Source organism: Aneurinibacillus terranovensis DSM 18919, assembly GCF_000430625.1.
In the GTDB taxonomy this organism is placed as follows: domain Bacteria; phylum Bacillota; class Bacilli; order Aneurinibacillales; family Aneurinibacillaceae; genus Aneurinibacillus_B; species Aneurinibacillus_B terranovensis.
Genome location: NZ_AUMJ01000061.1, coordinates 18,475 through 34,237 on the forward strand (window position 1 = coordinate 18,475; position 15,763 = coordinate 34,237).

General features: G+C 44.8%; 16 protein-coding genes. All 16 read right to left on the reverse strand.

What is annotated here, in order from left to right:
• Positions 1-37: 37 nt before the first annotated feature.
• On the reverse strand, positions 38-1,060 hold the full coding sequence (gene dmpG / locus H525_RS0111725; protein WP_027416381.1) for a 4-hydroxy-2-oxovalerate aldolase: 1,023 nt from the start codon (positions 1,058-1,060) through the stop codon (positions 38-40).
• Positions 1,057-1,944 carry an acetaldehyde dehydrogenase (acetylating) gene (locus H525_RS0111730; protein ID WP_027416382.1) on the reverse strand — a complete coding sequence of 296 codons (888 nt, stop codon included), beginning with the start codon at positions 1,942-1,944 and terminating at the stop codon, positions 1,057-1,059. The genes dmpG and H525_RS0111730 overlap by 4 nt, the downstream gene beginning before the upstream one ends.
• Before the next feature lie 24 nt (positions 1,945-1,968).
• Entirely contained in the window at positions 1,969-2,754 is a 786-nt protein-coding gene (locus tag H525_RS0111735; protein WP_051330988.1) for a 2-keto-4-pentenoate hydratase, read from the reverse strand.
• A 238-nt stretch (positions 2,755-2,992) separates the two neighbouring features.
• Positions 2,993-3,928, reverse strand: coding sequence for a molybdopterin-binding protein (locus tag H525_RS0111740; protein ID WP_081413366.1), 936 nt, complete (start codon positions 3,926-3,928; stop codon positions 2,993-2,995).
• A gap of 46 nt (positions 3,929-3,974) precedes the next feature.
• Positions 3,975-4,820 (reverse strand): beta/alpha barrel domain-containing protein, encoded by an 846-nt coding sequence (locus H525_RS0111745; RefSeq protein ID WP_051330989.1) that lies wholly within the window; start codon positions 4,818-4,820, stop codon positions 3,975-3,977.
• 501 nt (positions 4,821-5,321) lie between these two features.
• Positions 5,322-6,038: a HoxN/HupN/NixA family nickel/cobalt transporter gene (locus H525_RS0111750; RefSeq protein WP_027416386.1), complete on the reverse strand. Its 717-nt coding sequence runs from the start codon at positions 6,036-6,038 to the stop codon at positions 5,322-5,324.
• 157 nt (positions 6,039-6,195) lie between these two features.
• Positions 6,196-7,578 carry a UbiD family decarboxylase gene (locus H525_RS23790; RefSeq protein WP_035100811.1) on the reverse strand — a complete coding sequence of 461 codons (1,383 nt, stop codon included), beginning with the start codon at positions 7,576-7,578 and terminating at the stop codon, positions 6,196-6,198.
• Positions 7,579-7,666: 88 nt separating this feature from the next.
• Positions 7,667-8,845, reverse strand: coding sequence for an iron-containing alcohol dehydrogenase family protein (locus H525_RS0111760; RefSeq protein WP_051330990.1), 1,179 nt, complete (start codon positions 8,843-8,845; stop codon positions 7,667-7,669).
• 30 nt (positions 8,846-8,875) lie between these two features.
• Positions 8,876-10,342, reverse strand: coding sequence for an aldehyde dehydrogenase family protein (locus H525_RS0111765; protein WP_051330991.1), 1,467 nt, complete (start codon positions 10,340-10,342; stop codon positions 8,876-8,878).
• Positions 10,343-10,353: 11 nt separating this feature from the next.
• Positions 10,354-10,938: a UbiX family flavin prenyltransferase gene (locus tag H525_RS0111770; protein ID WP_035100815.1), complete on the reverse strand. Its 585-nt coding sequence runs from the start codon at positions 10,936-10,938 to the stop codon at positions 10,354-10,356.
• A gap of 37 nt (positions 10,939-10,975) precedes the next feature.
• Complete coding sequence (locus tag H525_RS28610; RefSeq protein ID WP_245590467.1) at positions 10,976-11,602, reverse strand: MFS transporter; 627 nt, start codon at positions 11,600-11,602, stop codon at positions 10,976-10,978.
• A gap of 19 nt (positions 11,603-11,621) precedes the next feature.
• On the reverse strand, positions 11,622-12,212 hold the full coding sequence (locus tag H525_RS28615) for an MFS transporter (RefSeq protein WP_245590468.1): 591 nt from the start codon (positions 12,210-12,212) through the stop codon (positions 11,622-11,624).
• Between the two features lie 241 nt (positions 12,213-12,453).
• Complete coding sequence (locus tag H525_RS0111780) at positions 12,454-13,881, reverse strand: hypothetical protein (protein WP_027416390.1); 1,428 nt, start codon at positions 13,879-13,881, stop codon at positions 12,454-12,456.
• On the reverse strand, positions 13,881-14,540 hold the full coding sequence (locus H525_RS0111785; RefSeq protein ID WP_027416391.1) for a 4Fe-4S binding protein: 660 nt from the start codon (positions 14,538-14,540) through the stop codon (positions 13,881-13,883). The genes H525_RS0111780 and H525_RS0111785 overlap by 1 nt, the downstream gene beginning before the upstream one ends.
• A 124-nt stretch (positions 14,541-14,664) precedes the next feature.
• On the reverse strand, positions 14,665-15,156 hold the full coding sequence (locus H525_RS0111790) for an L-lactate permease (RefSeq protein WP_162142496.1): 492 nt from the start codon (positions 15,154-15,156) through the stop codon (positions 14,665-14,667).
• A 478-nt stretch (positions 15,157-15,634) separates the two neighbouring features.
• A partial coding sequence (locus H525_RS29525) for an IS3 family transposase (RefSeq protein ID WP_155837242.1) occupies positions 15,635-15,763 on the reverse strand: 129 nt, incomplete at its 5' end.

The window sequence follows — 15,763 nt, forward strand, 5'->3', positions numbered from 1 at the left end:
AACTCCCAACTTTATATCAAGTTTGTTCCACAATCTTCTAGAGGGTTGCTATTTTACAAGTGTTCTGACTTAACTCATATGCAACGTCAATAATTTGGTCCTCTTGACCACCAACGATACGACGTTTTCCTAATTCAACCAAAATAGCAAGGGGGTCTACACCAAATTGTTCAGCCGCACGCTTTGCGTGCAGGAAGAAACTGCTATATACTCCTGCATAACCAAGAATTAAAGCCACACTATCAATGATTTGCGGACCAGACATCTTCGGAGCTACAATATTTTCGGCTGCATGGATTAACTTGCCAAGATCACAACCGGTTTGGTATCCTGCTTTATGCATAGCCGCAATCATGACTTCCGTTTGCGAATTTCCGGCTCCAGCCCCCATGCCGCGCAAGCTTCCATCAACAAACGTAGCTCCTTCTGCAAGAGCGGCAAGCGTGTTGCCTACTGCACAGCCGAGGTTGTTATGGGCATGGAATCCGACTGGAATATGTATCGCTTCCCGTAAAGCCGACACACGGGCCCGCACTCCATCCGGCAATAAGGCACCCGCCGAATCTGTCACATATACCACGTCCGCACCATAGCTTTCCATCTTCTTGGCTTGTTCAACCAAACGCTCCGGTTCTTCCATATGAGCCATCATTAAAAACCCAACGGTAAACAATCCTTCTTTTTTAGCATATTTAATATGCTGTTCGGAAATATCAGCTTCTGTAATATGAGTTGCCACGCGAACGGCCTTCGTCCCGTATGCAACAGCCGCTTGCAAGTCCTCAATTGTGCCGATACCAGGCAGAAGCAATACGGTTACTCTACCGTTCGTAACTGCCTCACTGACTGCTTTCAAATACTCTACATCTGTAGCGCGGCTAAATCCGTATTGAAAGGATGAACCCGCTAAACCGTCACCATGTCCGACTTCAATCAGATCTACTCCGGCTTGATCCAAAGCGCCGGCAATTTCAGCCATTTCCGCAGGAGTAAACTGATGTCTGATTGTGTGCATTCCATCGCGAAGCGTTGAATCTGTAATGGTAATTTTTTGTGTCATAGTTTAGATGCCTCCTCTTCAACTGCCTGATATTTCGCAATCCGCTGAGCGACGCCCACTGCAGCTGCCGTAATGATATCCAGGTTACCAGAATAATTCGGTAAATAGTCTCCTGCGCCCTCTACCTCAATAATGGTCGTTACTTTATCCCCGTCCACAATGGAAGGAACCTTCAAACGGTATCCGGGAACGTAGGTTTGCACTTCTTTTACGATTTCTTCTACAGCCTGTTCAATCGCTTTTTGATCCGGATTCTTCACTTTCGTATAGACAGTGTTACGCATCATGATCGGTGGATCGGCCGGATTCAGAATAATGATCGCCTTTGATCGATCTGCGCCGCCAACTTGGTGAATCGCACGGGAGGTTGTTTTCGTAAATTCATCAATGTTTTGACGGGTTCCGGGTCCTGCGGAACGACTGGAAATCGTCGCTACGATTTCGGCATATTCCACATCCGCAACTTCATTGATTTTTGCCACAATCGGAATGGTCGCCTGTCCACCGCAAGTAACCAGATTAATATTTGGGCTATTTAGATTTGCCTCCATGTTAACCGAAGGTATAACATATGGTCCGACTGCTGCCGGAGTTAGATCGATCGCGCGAATTCCGGCTTCACGTAAGAGCGGTGCATGCTTTACATGAGGTTTTGCCCCCGTACAGTCAAACACAAGATCGATTTCATCCTTCCGCTCTAAAATGGCGTCAATCCCTTTATCGGAAGTTTCAATGCTCCGCTCGCGGGCCATACGCAATCCGTCCGATTCAGCAACAATCCCTACCATTAAACCAAGTTCTAATTCCTCGCAGCGCAACACTTTTAACATTAAGTCAGTACCGATATTTCCCGGTCCGATAATCGCAGTTCTTAATTTTTTCATCCTTGATTCCCCCTGCAATCGATTTTACTTTGACTGAAAACCAACCTGAACAGTTCCAACGCCGCCGAAATAGGCTGTATAAAGATCTCCAGGCCTTACCTCGTATGCTTTCGTAAATGAGCCTGACAGAACGATATCTCCTGCTTTCAGACCCTCACCAAATGCAGCCAACTTGTTACATAACCACGCGACCGCCGCTGCCGGATGGCCCAACACTGCTGCGCCTGCGGCTGTGTCAACTACCTCTCCGTTACGCTCCAATACCAAACCAATCGTCCGGAGATCCAAATCACTCACAGGAATACCTCGGCTCCCCAGTACTAAAGCTCCAAACGATGCATTATCGGCAATTGTATCTTGGATTTTAATTTTCCAATCCCGTACTCGGCTGTCGATAATCTCAAAAGCAGGGACGATGTAATCGGTCGCCCGGATAACATCATGGAAATGTACGCCAGGCCCCTGTAAGTCATGCTTCATAACAAAAGCCAGTTCCGCCTCTACCTTAGGTTGAAGAAATTGTTCATACGGAACAAGGCTTCCTTCCGGTAAAAGTGCATGTTCGAACAATGAACCAAAATCCGGTTCGGGAACTCCAAGTGCGTTTTGCATGGCCTTTGAAGTTAACCCGATCTTATGTCCGATTAGACGGCTTCCGGATTCCAGTTTCCATGCCTGGACTTGTTTTTGTATTGCATAAGCATCCTCCACTGTAATATCCGGGTACGTTTCCGTCAACGGATCGATCGGCTGCCTGTTGTTGTCGGCTTCCCATAAATTTTTCGCTGCTTGTTCTACTATCAGACGCATTGAATCTTCCTTTCCATCCTTTTATATAGTATATAAATCGCTTTTGATATATCGACATTCTTTTGTGGATCGAAATAAGAAGTAGGAGAGAAGAAGGTAGAAAAAGAAGACCCTCGACCTTGTTACGGTCGATACGCAGGGCGCATCCACCCTCTTACTTCCACCCTTCTTATCCTCTCACCGCCCTATCTATGTCGAAACATCAAGCGTTATTTATATGGTAGATTGCGTTACACCGCTAGCTTGAATAGTGAACGTGTACTTGATGAGGATGATGGGAATGACCATGTACACCTACCGTTTTCATCCACCGCTCTCGAAGAAGGTTGGCCAACTGTTCTCCGAGGACTTCCGGCTCCGGCTGCTGCTCGATGCTGGCTACAAGGGCATCGGCACAGAGCCGGACTTCCTCATTCGGTCCGGGAAGTGTAACTAAATAACTCAACCCTTCCTTGGCAACTCCAATGCGAATGCCATCCTTAACATGTCTGCCATGTCCACGAGTGAATTTCGCAATATAAGGCGTTGCTGCATCCGGACAAACCTTAAGTAAAGCTTCGACCGTACAATCCTTATCTTCCGCCCCAACCCCGCCGGTGGTTACAATCAGGCCGAACCCCTGATCCAGAGCTTGCCTTAACGCGCCAGCAATTTCATCAATATCGTCCGCTAACGGTCGATGGGTTTGCACCTTACATCCCACATCCGTAAAACGGTTTACAAGGTATGGCGTATTCGTATCCTCGATCATGCCCTTTCCAACCTCAAAGCCGGTAGGGAATACCTTCACACGGCGGCGAATGCGATTTTGAATTTCGCTGCCCATCGCAGCGCTCTGTTCGACTACCTGTTTGGCTTCTACCGGAGATAAAGCAATCATGCCCAATACCCCTTCGGAATGAATATCCGCATTCGGACCGAGATGAACTCCCGGAAAGGAACCGACCGCATTCAGCAGTTCTTCCTTCTTCCCTACAAACTGATCATCATTCATTGAATGAACGAGCAAGTCCAAGGCAATGTGATCTTCCCGGACGTCGATGACAAATACTCGGTCCCTGGGCAGTTTTAATACCGCGGCTACCGTATTTGCGATTTCCGACAAATCGCAATCACTCAGATAAACGTCCGTCAAACGGAGTTCCGTTTTATTTAAAAGACTATACTCCATCATCTCCGCCTCCCTTTCGTTTGATAGATTCTCTTTGCTGACTGTTTTTTTATTCGAACGCTACGATATCCACACGCATATCGAGCAGTGGAGCGTTTAGAATGGATGCTCCCACATCTACCAAATCAACCGGAAGATCGCGAAGCAAGAGTAATGTCTCCTCTGTCACGCCACCCGCAAAAGCTACCTTGACATCTCGACGAACGCTAAGCTGGTCCAGGATTTTCAAAACGACCTCAAGATCCTTCAGGGATCCAGTATCCACCATGAGTACGTTAGCTCCTCCTTGAACTGCTTCCTGTGTTTCCTCGGCAATTGATTGCAATTCACCTCGAATTTGGATGACTGTTTTATGATCAGGAAACTGCGCAGCCGCATCTAGTGCTTTGCCGACCCCTCCGAACATCCGGACATAATTTTTGTCAATGTACACAAACTGACCATCTACCATACGCATACCGATGCCCGCTGCCGAAAGTGCAGCATGCAGACCTGACTTGGATTCCTGCGGTAGTTTTTTCCACCCCCCGCAAACGACCTTCAATTTGGAACCTGCAATAAGCTGAAGTTGACGAGCACGCGTTGCGTAACCGGATGGAACCATCATAGCCCCAAGCACCCTATCTTCTGCTATGGCTACACTCTTTGGCGTCCCACGGAAGGATAAGATGACGTCCCCCGGCCGCACAGCCGTCCCGTCTTCCAAACAGTACAATAATTCACAACCAAGTTCATGCACGAACTCCGTTGCGCGCCTGGTATGTGCTAAAATCCCACAGTTCGTAGCTACCACTTGAGCTGTAAATATACGTTGTTGAATCGGTTTAAATAGCGTATCGCGAAGATCAGGCGCCCCATCTCCTATCTTTTTTTGGGCTACTTGAGACATGCTCATGAGGATCCTCCTTCTTCTAACAGTCCCTAACCTTCATAGAATATACTTCTTGTTCAGCAACATGGCTGCTATCATATTGGTTAAGCGTATTCATTTCACTCCTCTCGTTTCACTTTCATATATTTTTAAATTTATGCAATATTTATACCAATAATAAAAACACCAATAATTATGTTTTTATGGAAACTCTGTATTTCCATTTTCAAAAAAGGTTTCCAACAAACTCGGAAGCTCTGTGTTTCCATTGTCGTTAGACATGGTAACTTGATGGTGTCAAATGCTTAACAACATAGTTGGAAATATTCTAACATGGTACATATCAGGAAACCGGAATGCTATGTTTCCACTATGAATTGGGTAACATGCGGAAACTGTAACGACAAAAACAAAGGGGTGATTATCTCAAGAAAACAACCTTTCTATCGTTTTCTTGAGATAATCACCCTTACAAGTAGCATGGAATATTTCTATTCTACGGACATAAATTCTTATTTTTCAAATCTATTGCATCCAAAGTTTGAATAAACCCTCGGTTACTCCCAAATTATACATATAATAAAGCCCAAATACGGTACTAATTCCACCGGTAATTTGCGTAAGTTTTATATTTACACTGACCTTATTCGCACTAAACACAAACGGAATCCCAATAACTGTTGTAAATAGGAGCATACCAATGACAGTTCCGACCCCAAATACAAGTATATACACAGCACCTTCCCAAGCGCTCTTAACTGTAGACATTGTTAACAGAACCATTGCTGCACTTCCTGCTAGTCCATGTATTAGACCAACTAACATTGATTTTATATAGAAAATATCTTTATGTTGGTGTTTATGCCTATGCTCACTATCATGTTTGTGGGAATGGAAATGCTTATGTAACTCTCCATTATGTTTATGCTCATGAGAGTGGATATTTTTAAAAGAAAGGATACTTGTAACTCCAAGATAAACCAACATAATCCCCACCAAAAATTCTAAAGACATAGCCCATTTATCTGGTATTTCACCCTTCATAAAAATAAGAATAAGACCAACAATAAACAACGTTGTCGTATGGCCAATTCCCCAAAAAACTCCCGCTAAAGAAGAGCGCCATAGTCTTTTACTTTGACTTGCAATGGTCGAAACGGCTATGACATGGTCAGGTTCAATTGCATGTTTAACCCCAAGAAGAAATCCTATGGCCAAAACCGATAGTAAGCTCCCTTCCATTCATCCCACTCCTATCTTATAAAAATGATAAACCCTGCATGTAGAACACAACGCAGAGCCTTTTCTTTTTCTGCTGTTTCTACATGCCGGTATACTATTCGACTGTTTCTGATTTGCCTGTAAGGCATTCTTAACATTTTCGCTATCGACCATTATGCTATTCTGAATGTACCGATTTGATAGTGGCCTCAGAATTGATATAATCGTCTACTTTTATTTCGTCATAACCAGGAATATATACTTTTAAATAGCGCATAGGTTCGCTGTTTAACGGAACGGTACAATCCAATCCCATCTTAGAGCCTACTCCTTCCTCCGTAGACGGATCCAGTTTTGATCCCTGGGAACTGTGGACTAGTACTAAATCTTTTTCCGCTTGAAAGCGAGTTGCAATCGCCCACTCTACCTCTTCCATATTAAAAATATCGACTTCTTCATCCACAACAACGACATGTTTAATATCAAAACTATTGGCAAAGGCTGCGATAATGGCATTTTTCGCCTCACCCTCGTTTCTTTTCTTAATGGAGACGATGGCGTGGTAGCGGCAGGTTCCACCTGGGCTCATGTGGACAGCCTTTACACTTGGAACAGTTTGACGGATGGTTTGGAACAAACTTGCCTCGCGAGGAATGCCTCCCAATAGAAGATGCTCATAGCCAGCTGGTACAATCGTATAAAAAATCGGATTATTCCTGTGAGTAACCGCTGTAATTTGGACGACCTCCTTGTTACTACGCGGTCCGTAATATTTTGGAAATTCGCCAAAAGGTCCTTCCGGCTCACGCACATGAGGTAGAATCTTACCTTCAAGCACAATTTCTGCAAAAGCAGGCACATCGATGTCAACCGTCTCACAACGAACCACTTCCAGCGGCTCTCCGCGTAGGGAACCCGCAATTTCCAGTTCATCGACTCCATATGGTGTACTCGCTTGCGAAGCCAGCAAAGTAACCGGATCGACTCCTATGACAATCGCACATTCCAAAGCCCTTCCTTCTTCCTCTGCCTGCTTGTACAGATGGAATGTATGGCGAGGAAGGATCAGCGCGCCCAGCTTGTCTTTTCCGGAAACCTGAAGACGATGAATGGAAACGTTCTGCTTGCGGGTTACCGGATCACGAACAATAAACAGTCCTGCTGTAATATAGTTGCCCGAATCTTTCTCATGGTGAACAGGAATCGGAAACATCTTCATCAAATTGATATTTTCTAGAATGATATTTTCCTTTACTGGAGCCTCGGTATGATCCACCAACCGACAGGGTGTTGGTGACGCTACCGCTTCAGTAAACTTAGGGATAATTCCGTGCTGATCGGTTTCCAACGCTTCAGCGAAATCTTCACGGCTGGAACAAATGCCGGAGACAACGGGAATTGAATATCCCTCTACCGCTGTAAAATAGGTTGCTTTTTTTCCATCCAACTTCTTGCTTACAGCAGCAACTTCATATTGTAAACTGACGTTTTTATCAATCACAGCCAATCGGTCTTTCGATTGAAGATACTGCATCCACGTTCGGAATGTCTTTGCTCTCATCCTAATGTCTCCTCCTATAATCCTTTTTCTGATTTTTATGCTCAAGTTTGCGGCTAGTCAGCCATGATAGTTTTATGATGAAGTATGATTAAAATATTTCTTTTAGCAATTGTAACACTTCCGACTCGGATGGCTGACGTGGATTAAACTTCATCATCCCGCTCTTGAACGAATCCTTAGCAATTTCGAAAAGCTTCTTCTCTGTTACATCCACTTCCCTCAAACGAGTTGGAAGTCCAATATCCTCTACAAGCCGTGCAACAGCAGGACTTGCCTGAAGAGCCAGCTCTTCCGAATGCTCCCCCTTCATTCCCATTAACCCGGCAATCTTGGCCGCTTTATCCGGACGGACAGTAGCATTAAATTCTACTACCTTTGGCAACAAGAGTCCTATGGCAACTCCATGCGGGACATGACAATGTCCGGAAAGAGCGCTGCCAATCGCATGGGCAAGACCCAAAAATCCGTTGTTAAACGCCATTCCTGCTAATAAACTGCCATGTGACATTCCGATTCGCGCTTCCATGTCGGAACCATTATGCACAGCACGACTAAGGTACCTATTTACTGTATGGATTGCTTCTATCGCTAAAGCATCGGACGCCGGACTCGACCCGAGAGAGAAGAATGTTTCAATACCGTGGGCCAATGCATCGATACCGGAAGCAGCGGTCATTTTCGCAGGCAAGCTCATAGTCAATGCCGGGTCGACCCATGCAATGGTTGGTGCCATATACTGACTGGTCACAGTTACCTTCACATTATTTTGCCAATCGGAATAAACGCCAAAGTTCGTCACCTCACTCCCTGTGCCGGATGTAGTCGGGATAGCGAGCAGAGGAATCGTTGGAGCAACCGGAATCTGGTTTACTCCGGCATAATGACCGATATTTCCTCCATTGGCTGCAACGACGCGGATTCCCTTCGCTGTATCAATTGGACTTCCACCACCGACCGCGACAATGCAGTCATAAGGTTTTTGCTGAAAAACTTCAACTCCACGGTCAATTGTCTCTAGGCTAGGGTCAGATTCTACATCTGTATAGATATCAAATTGAATTGCCGCTGCCTGCAACGAATCAGTCAATGCAGCGAGCAATCCAGCTGATTCAACTCCTTTATCTGTTACCATAAATATCCGTTTAACTCCAATTGATATAAGCTGTTGTCCAAATTTTTCCATTTTTCCGTACCCGAACTCAATAAGAGTAGGGAGATTAAATGAAAATTCAAAATTTATCGCCTTCACTGCCGGGCTTATAGTCACTATATACACTCCTTTTTCATATAGTCGCTATTAATCGATTTCAAAATGAATGTGCTTCGTTTCACAATATTCCATTAAGCCGTCAATTCCACGGGTACGTCCTTGACCACTTTGCTTATATCCACCAAATTCCGCTTCTGGAAAGTTCTTATTGTATGTGTTAATCCAAACTGTACCGGCTTTGATGCCTTTTGACATCCTCATAGCACGATTTACGTCTGTTGTCCAAACACCGGCAGATAGTCCAAAATCGGAATCATTAGCCATGACAAGTGCTTCTTCATCAGTAGAGAAGGATTGTACTGCTAGAATCGGCCCAAAAATTTCTTCCCGTACTACCCGGCAAGAGGACGCCAATTCATCAATGATCGTTGGAGCAAAGAAATAACCCTTATCGTAGTCCCCACCTGTTAGCCGATAACCGCCCGTAATGATTTTTCCTTCACGGCGGCCAATTTCACTATACTCTGCAACCAAATCCAACTGGCTTTGTGAAGCAACCGGCCCCATATCTGTCGTCTCATGAATTCCATTGCCCACCTGCAGATTTTCCGCATACTGTTTTAAGCGGAACACTACTTCATCTTTAATAGACTTATGTACTAACAATCGAGAACCTGCCATACAAATCTGTCCGGCAGAAATAAAGATGGATCGTCCAATTAAAGGAATCGCCTTATCCAAATTGGCATCTGGGAACACGACATTTGGTGATTTTCCGCCCAACTCCAACGCCAGTTTTTTGATATTGCTCGTTGCCATTTCCATTATCGTCTTACCGGTGGAAGTATCGCCGGTGAAACTGATCATATCGATTTTTTTGCTTTTTCCCATGGCTGCACCAATCGCACGCCCAGGTCCCGTTACAATACTCACAATTCCTTTTGTAAAGTCCGGAACTTGGTCAATCAGCTTGAAAATTTCCACGGATATTGCAGGTGTTAGGCTTGCCGGTTTCACAATTACTCCGTTACCAGCTGCCAAAGCAGGGGCCAACTCCCGAATCATGAGAAGGGCAGGCCAGTTCCAGGGACAAATAATCCCTACTACGCCAATCGGCTCCTTTGCAATGACACCAAAATTATTGGGTTCAAGCTGGATCGAGCGTCCAAATATCGTTCGGGCCGCACCAGCAAAATATTTTAAAGTATCGATACAACCCGTTAGCTCTTGTCGTGACTCACGAATGGTTTTGCCCTGCTCCATCGTCAATACACGTGCAAGATGCTCTATATTTTCTTCCATTAATTGAGCTAACCCTAACAAAGCATTATAACGGCGCTTTGGATTATACCCCCAATCACTCTGGTTAAACGCATGAAATACCGTATCAATCGCTTGTTTCACATCCTGAACGGTTGAATTTTGCGCGTACCCTACAACCTCACCCGTTGCTGGGTTTTTCGACTCCAGCAATTCTTTAGAGGAAGAATCTGTCCACTCCCCATTAATATAGTTGTAATAAATAACCTGTTTCGAGTTAGTTAATGTAGCCATTTTTCTCCTCCTCAAGTCCATTTTTTAGCCTTCCCTATCGTTTGCTCCATTCCTTCCCACCGCGTAAACAAATTGGCTTCAATATCGAATTGATCCAGTGCTTTCTGAATACTTTGATCTACAATATCATCAATCGTTTTGGGTAAATGATAGAAAGATGGAACCGGGGGAAGAATAACTCCTCCCATTTGAGTAACGCTCATCATATGTTGAATATGCCCCAGATGTAAAGGGGTCTCGCGCAGCATAAGCACCAGTTTTCTGCGTTCTTTTAATTGAACATCCGCAACTCTGGTCAGCAGTTCACTATTAAAACTATTAGCAATCCCTGCAAGCGTCTTTATGGAGCAAGGAGCAACAATCATTCCATTTACTTTAAAAGACCCGCTTGAAATCGCGGCCCCCAAATCACGGTTGTCATATACTTTTGCAGCCATCCTGTATATATCTTGCGAACGATAATTCGTTTCGTATTCGATCGTTTTCAAGGCTGTTTCACTGATTACGAGGTGAACCTCGATTCCCAACCTGTGCAGCGCTTCCACGGTCCGAACACCATATATGGCACCGCTTGCACCTGAAATCCCTACAACCATTCTCACGTTTGTTCACCCCATCAGTCATTATAAAGAATTATTGAAAATTGCCTTTTGTTTCTGGAATAATAAAACTTCCTATCAGATAAATGATATAGATTGCTATGGAAAAATAAGCAAGGGCATGAGGAATACTGCCGGTCCAACTGCTGGCCAACGATACAAACGTCGGCATAATACCGCCAAGCGCAAACCCTATGTTCCAGGAGATACCTGTACCGCTGGAACGAATGGCTGTCGGAAACCTCTCATTCAAAAAGATCATTACAGGTGCGTATCCGGCATTACCTAATGCCGCAAGTCCCATAGCATACAACGTAATCGAAGTGACATCCGTTGAGTTCCCTAATCCTAACGCAAGCAGAGGCATCCCAATTATGTTCATAATTCCGATAAGCACAAAGGATTTCTTTCTTCCAATCACATCGCTAAGATACCCGAATCCTAACGCAGAAACGATCGCAGCCACACTTGCTCCCATCAGAATAAATGATGCTGTAGAAGGCGGAATCTTGTTAACCATCTTCAAAAACGTCGGAAGGTATCCGGCTGTCAAATAGTAACCGGCACCACCAAAAACAATCATCAGGTTTACAAGTAATACCGATAGATATTTGGAAAACACAATACGAACTGGTGATTCTTCTAGCTTTGGTTGTTCCACCTTATTTTTTCCCTTCTCTTTACGCAATTGAACCCATAACGGGGATTCTTTCCAATGCCTTAAATACATAGATACCGAAGATAGAGCTAAGGATACCGCTAAAGAACATCATCCTCCAGCCCCATTCGTTAAACGCTTCATTTGGAGACGCTGCCGAAACGATGAAATATACAATAGATGCCAGCAATGCTCCAAAACCAGCACCTCCACCGCCGATTATACCGGACATCGTTCCCCGCCACTGAGGCGGAACAGATTCAGTGCCGATCGTATGAGTAGCTACCACCCCGCCAACAAAAATCCCCTGAACTAAGCGAAGGACAAGAAAAATAATTGAAGCCATAATACCAACTTGATCAACTGTAGGCAGAACGCCGAACAACGCGGAAGCCACACCGACACCAACAAACGCTACGATCATAGCTCCTTTTCTCCCATGTTTATCAGCATATGCACCAAAAATGGCGGAACCGACCGGACGCATAATTAACGTCACCGCAAACGATGCGTAAACAGCAGCCAGAGAAAGCACAGGAATATCCGAAGGAAAGAACAGCTGGCCAACCACAGGCGCAACATAAAGCAGAATAAACAAATCAAAAAGATCCAAAGATCATCCTAAAACAGATGCAATCGAAGCCCTTACCATTTGACGATTATCAACAGGTGGGATTGACGGGTTTGTATTTGAAGCAGTTGATACATTAGATGCACTGGATAGATTAGACATATTTCTCCCCCTATACTTATGCCATGACTATTACCAAGCAATACTATAAATCCGACTTCTTATCTTGTGAACGAACATTGCTTTCATAGGGGAAAAGCCTTCTGGTTTCCCCTATGAGTCTTTATGAATTAACTAGGATTCCTCTTTGTTTCAGCCATTTCGGCATCAAGATATTATCAACTTTCGCACTAACCTTCGGAGCGATCTCCAATAGTTGATCCGCCAAGGAACGGCTCACATTGATACCACCGACTGCACCGTCAAACACAATCACTTTATCCGTTCCGGTCGTCTTGTAGGCAAACTTCATCGAATCGTCCAGGTTTTCTGCTACCATTGCATATTTCATATACTCCATATTTTGCGGATCATGTTCAAACAGATCCGCCTGTTCCTTTCCTACTACCAGCGTTGGCACCTGCTGTGAGAAGAAAGCGCTCGGATATCCGATCCACGCGTAATTATGCACTACCATTTTGATCGCAGGGTTGACTGGTTGTACATCCGGAATCAGTGGTTTTCCATCCTTTCCATACAACGCTTCCGTGTACCACGTATATGGTGCGAGCTTAACATCCAGGTCGAACAGATCGCAATTTGCTCCGACAAAGTTACAATAAATCACCCCAGCTGAGAATACATACGGAACCGGACAAGGGAAATCCAAACCGACAATACACTCATCAATTTCCCCTAACAACTGAAATACTTTCCCATAGTGACGCAGACCATCCAGAGTGATAATATCATTAATACGGTATAAGTCATTATCTGCTTCAATGCTAATTACACCGCTTGGAGACATGTTCATAAACACGGCTCCCACGAATTTGCTTTGCACAAACGGAGATTCGAAAATCGCTCTGGCCGTAAAATTCGCCCCCCGCGGTCCTAAATTTTGATGGTATGTCGACCGCGTTTCAATCCGCGCATAAGACATTCCAAACGGTTTCACCGCACGGTCTACCTGGCGGTGGAAATGGACTTCGCGTACATCACTGTTATGTACGTGGATAATCCAATCTGCGTCATATGTCCATTTCAGACCATAAAGTGTTCCGATTTCTGTTTCAATGGGAATGCCTTCATCAATTGGGGCCATTCCTCTGGCCCGGTCAAAATGCTTTTTCAAATCAAAACGTTTAATATATTCTTCTGTCTCCCGAAAACGAAGTCCCACTCCTGCACGCAAACGGACTTCCTTGGCTCCTGTCCGTTTCTTCACCACGTCATAAACCGTTTTCAGTAATTCTGCATATGGCTCTCCGCCTAGGAGCGTAAATCCATGGTGGGAGGCCAGGATATTGACGGTATGGTTCGGCTGAATCATGGACAGATCAACTTTTTCCAATGCCGCTTCAGCATGGCGACGAATGGAGTAGATCCCTTCTTCACTCGGATAAATGATCTCAGGGACATCTGGAAATAGTTCATTCAGCATCAGCGACGTCATATCTGGCAGATCAGCAAACCGCTTTTTCACCAATCCCGGATCTACGCCATATCGCGAAGCCCGGGGGGCAAGAGGTTGAATCGGTGCACGGTACATTATTCTTCCCCCTTTTTAACTAGACAAGATTGATTGGATAGAGGGGCGTTGCGAATCTTATCCATGAAATCGATGTCTGCATCAAAATAAAAACCGCGTTGAGCATACTTCTCTTTCACCTCATCAGGAATATCCCAAATTGTTGGTGTCGCCCCATACCATTGGTACCGACCCGTTGGCGTTTCTGGTTGGATTCCCGCGGCACTCAGAAGGCGAATGGCCGGTTGGAGGCATTCCACGGTACAGCCTGTGCGCAAGCCGGTTGCCTGCGAAATTTTATCCGGAGAATCCGCTCCCTGAAGAATGGCGGCAGCCACCTCTTCCGCACGGGTGCTGGTACAGTAGCAAATGATTTGTTCCGGATGAAAATGTGCATCATAACAAATTTTCCGTACTTCTTCATAATCTGATTGACCAACATCCACGCCAATCATGCGCGATTTCTCCAACTTTGTCATCTCAATGGCATCAAACGGACAGCGCTGTTCGCAAGCGGTACAGCCTGTGCAGTTTTCCTCTTTGACTACTGCCAGCTTTCTATGCTTGGTTCCTGGAACTGGATCCATGGTAATGGCTAAGGTTGGACAGACTTGAGCGCAAATCTTACAGCCCGTACATTTATCATTGATAATGACTGCTGTCGTATTAATTAAGCGCATTCATTTCACTCCTCTCAGTATCAAATCGCATTAATCGTTTAAAATTTAATTGCAAATATTATGCCAATTATAAATTCATAGAAATATTGGAAGTATTAAATATAAAACTTCAGCACCTGGTATCTTATTGCACCAAAATGGAACCTAATTGGTACCACATAGTTTCCATATAACCATTAACCCAATTGATGCTAATGGAACCAGAAAGCAAAACCAATGAGCTGTAATCGGAACCGGAAGCCAAACCGGAGGACTCAACCACAGCTTCAAGAGCCTGAGGGGCAATCATTTTCCCTCCTACCGCAGCTACTGCAAAACAGGCCGCAATTCCAACAGTGGGCAAGTGAGTAATTTGCGCCGCATAGGACTGCAAACCACCAAACAACGCAATGGATGCCGAATTGCTGCCTGTTAAAAACGTTCCGAGCCAACCCATAAGGGGAGCTTTCCACACTATTCCGGCCAATCTTGCGGTCAGCAACAAAACCACACCGTACGTAATTACCGGCTTTATCCATCCAGTTACAAGCAGCAGGCAAAGGATGAATAGCGGTAAGACAGCCAATAGCACCGACCACCCAATGGGAGAGACGGGAGTATAAGTCTGCATGAACATGATCGATACACCTTCGTTCATGATTAAATGATAATTTGATAGGAACCTATATAAATCGCTTTTGATCTATCGACATTCTTTTGTGGATCGAAAGCGCCTCGCCCTTGTCACGGTCGATACGCAGGGCGTATCCACCTTCTTACTTCCAACATTCCTATCCTCTCACCACCTCATCTATGTCGAAACATCAAGCGTTATTTATATATTGTGTTCAATAGCAAATACGCACATTTCCCTATTTCATAGCGGATTAACCCCGCTTATTTGGACATACCTTCTATTTTGAGTCATTTTCGTTACATTTCGTATTAAGCTTTTCTCCCTGTCGTTGGCCATTGACGGTGAGCCTCTCGAAATCGAGTATTGAGTTCAAGGCCGATGCGAATGTTTTGAACTCAGGATGCTCTTGACGCACCGGCAGGTGCGAGTGTACTCGATTTCGTTCTCACCGTAAATGGTTCGCTACGCCCAACTCTACCTATACATGTATGGTTTTTACTGGCATCAACCCATTTTCTATATGCTGCTGATAGAACGTTTTCGGAGACAAGTAATGCAAACTTGAGTGAATTCGCCGGTTATTATAATACTCCATGTATTCTACGAC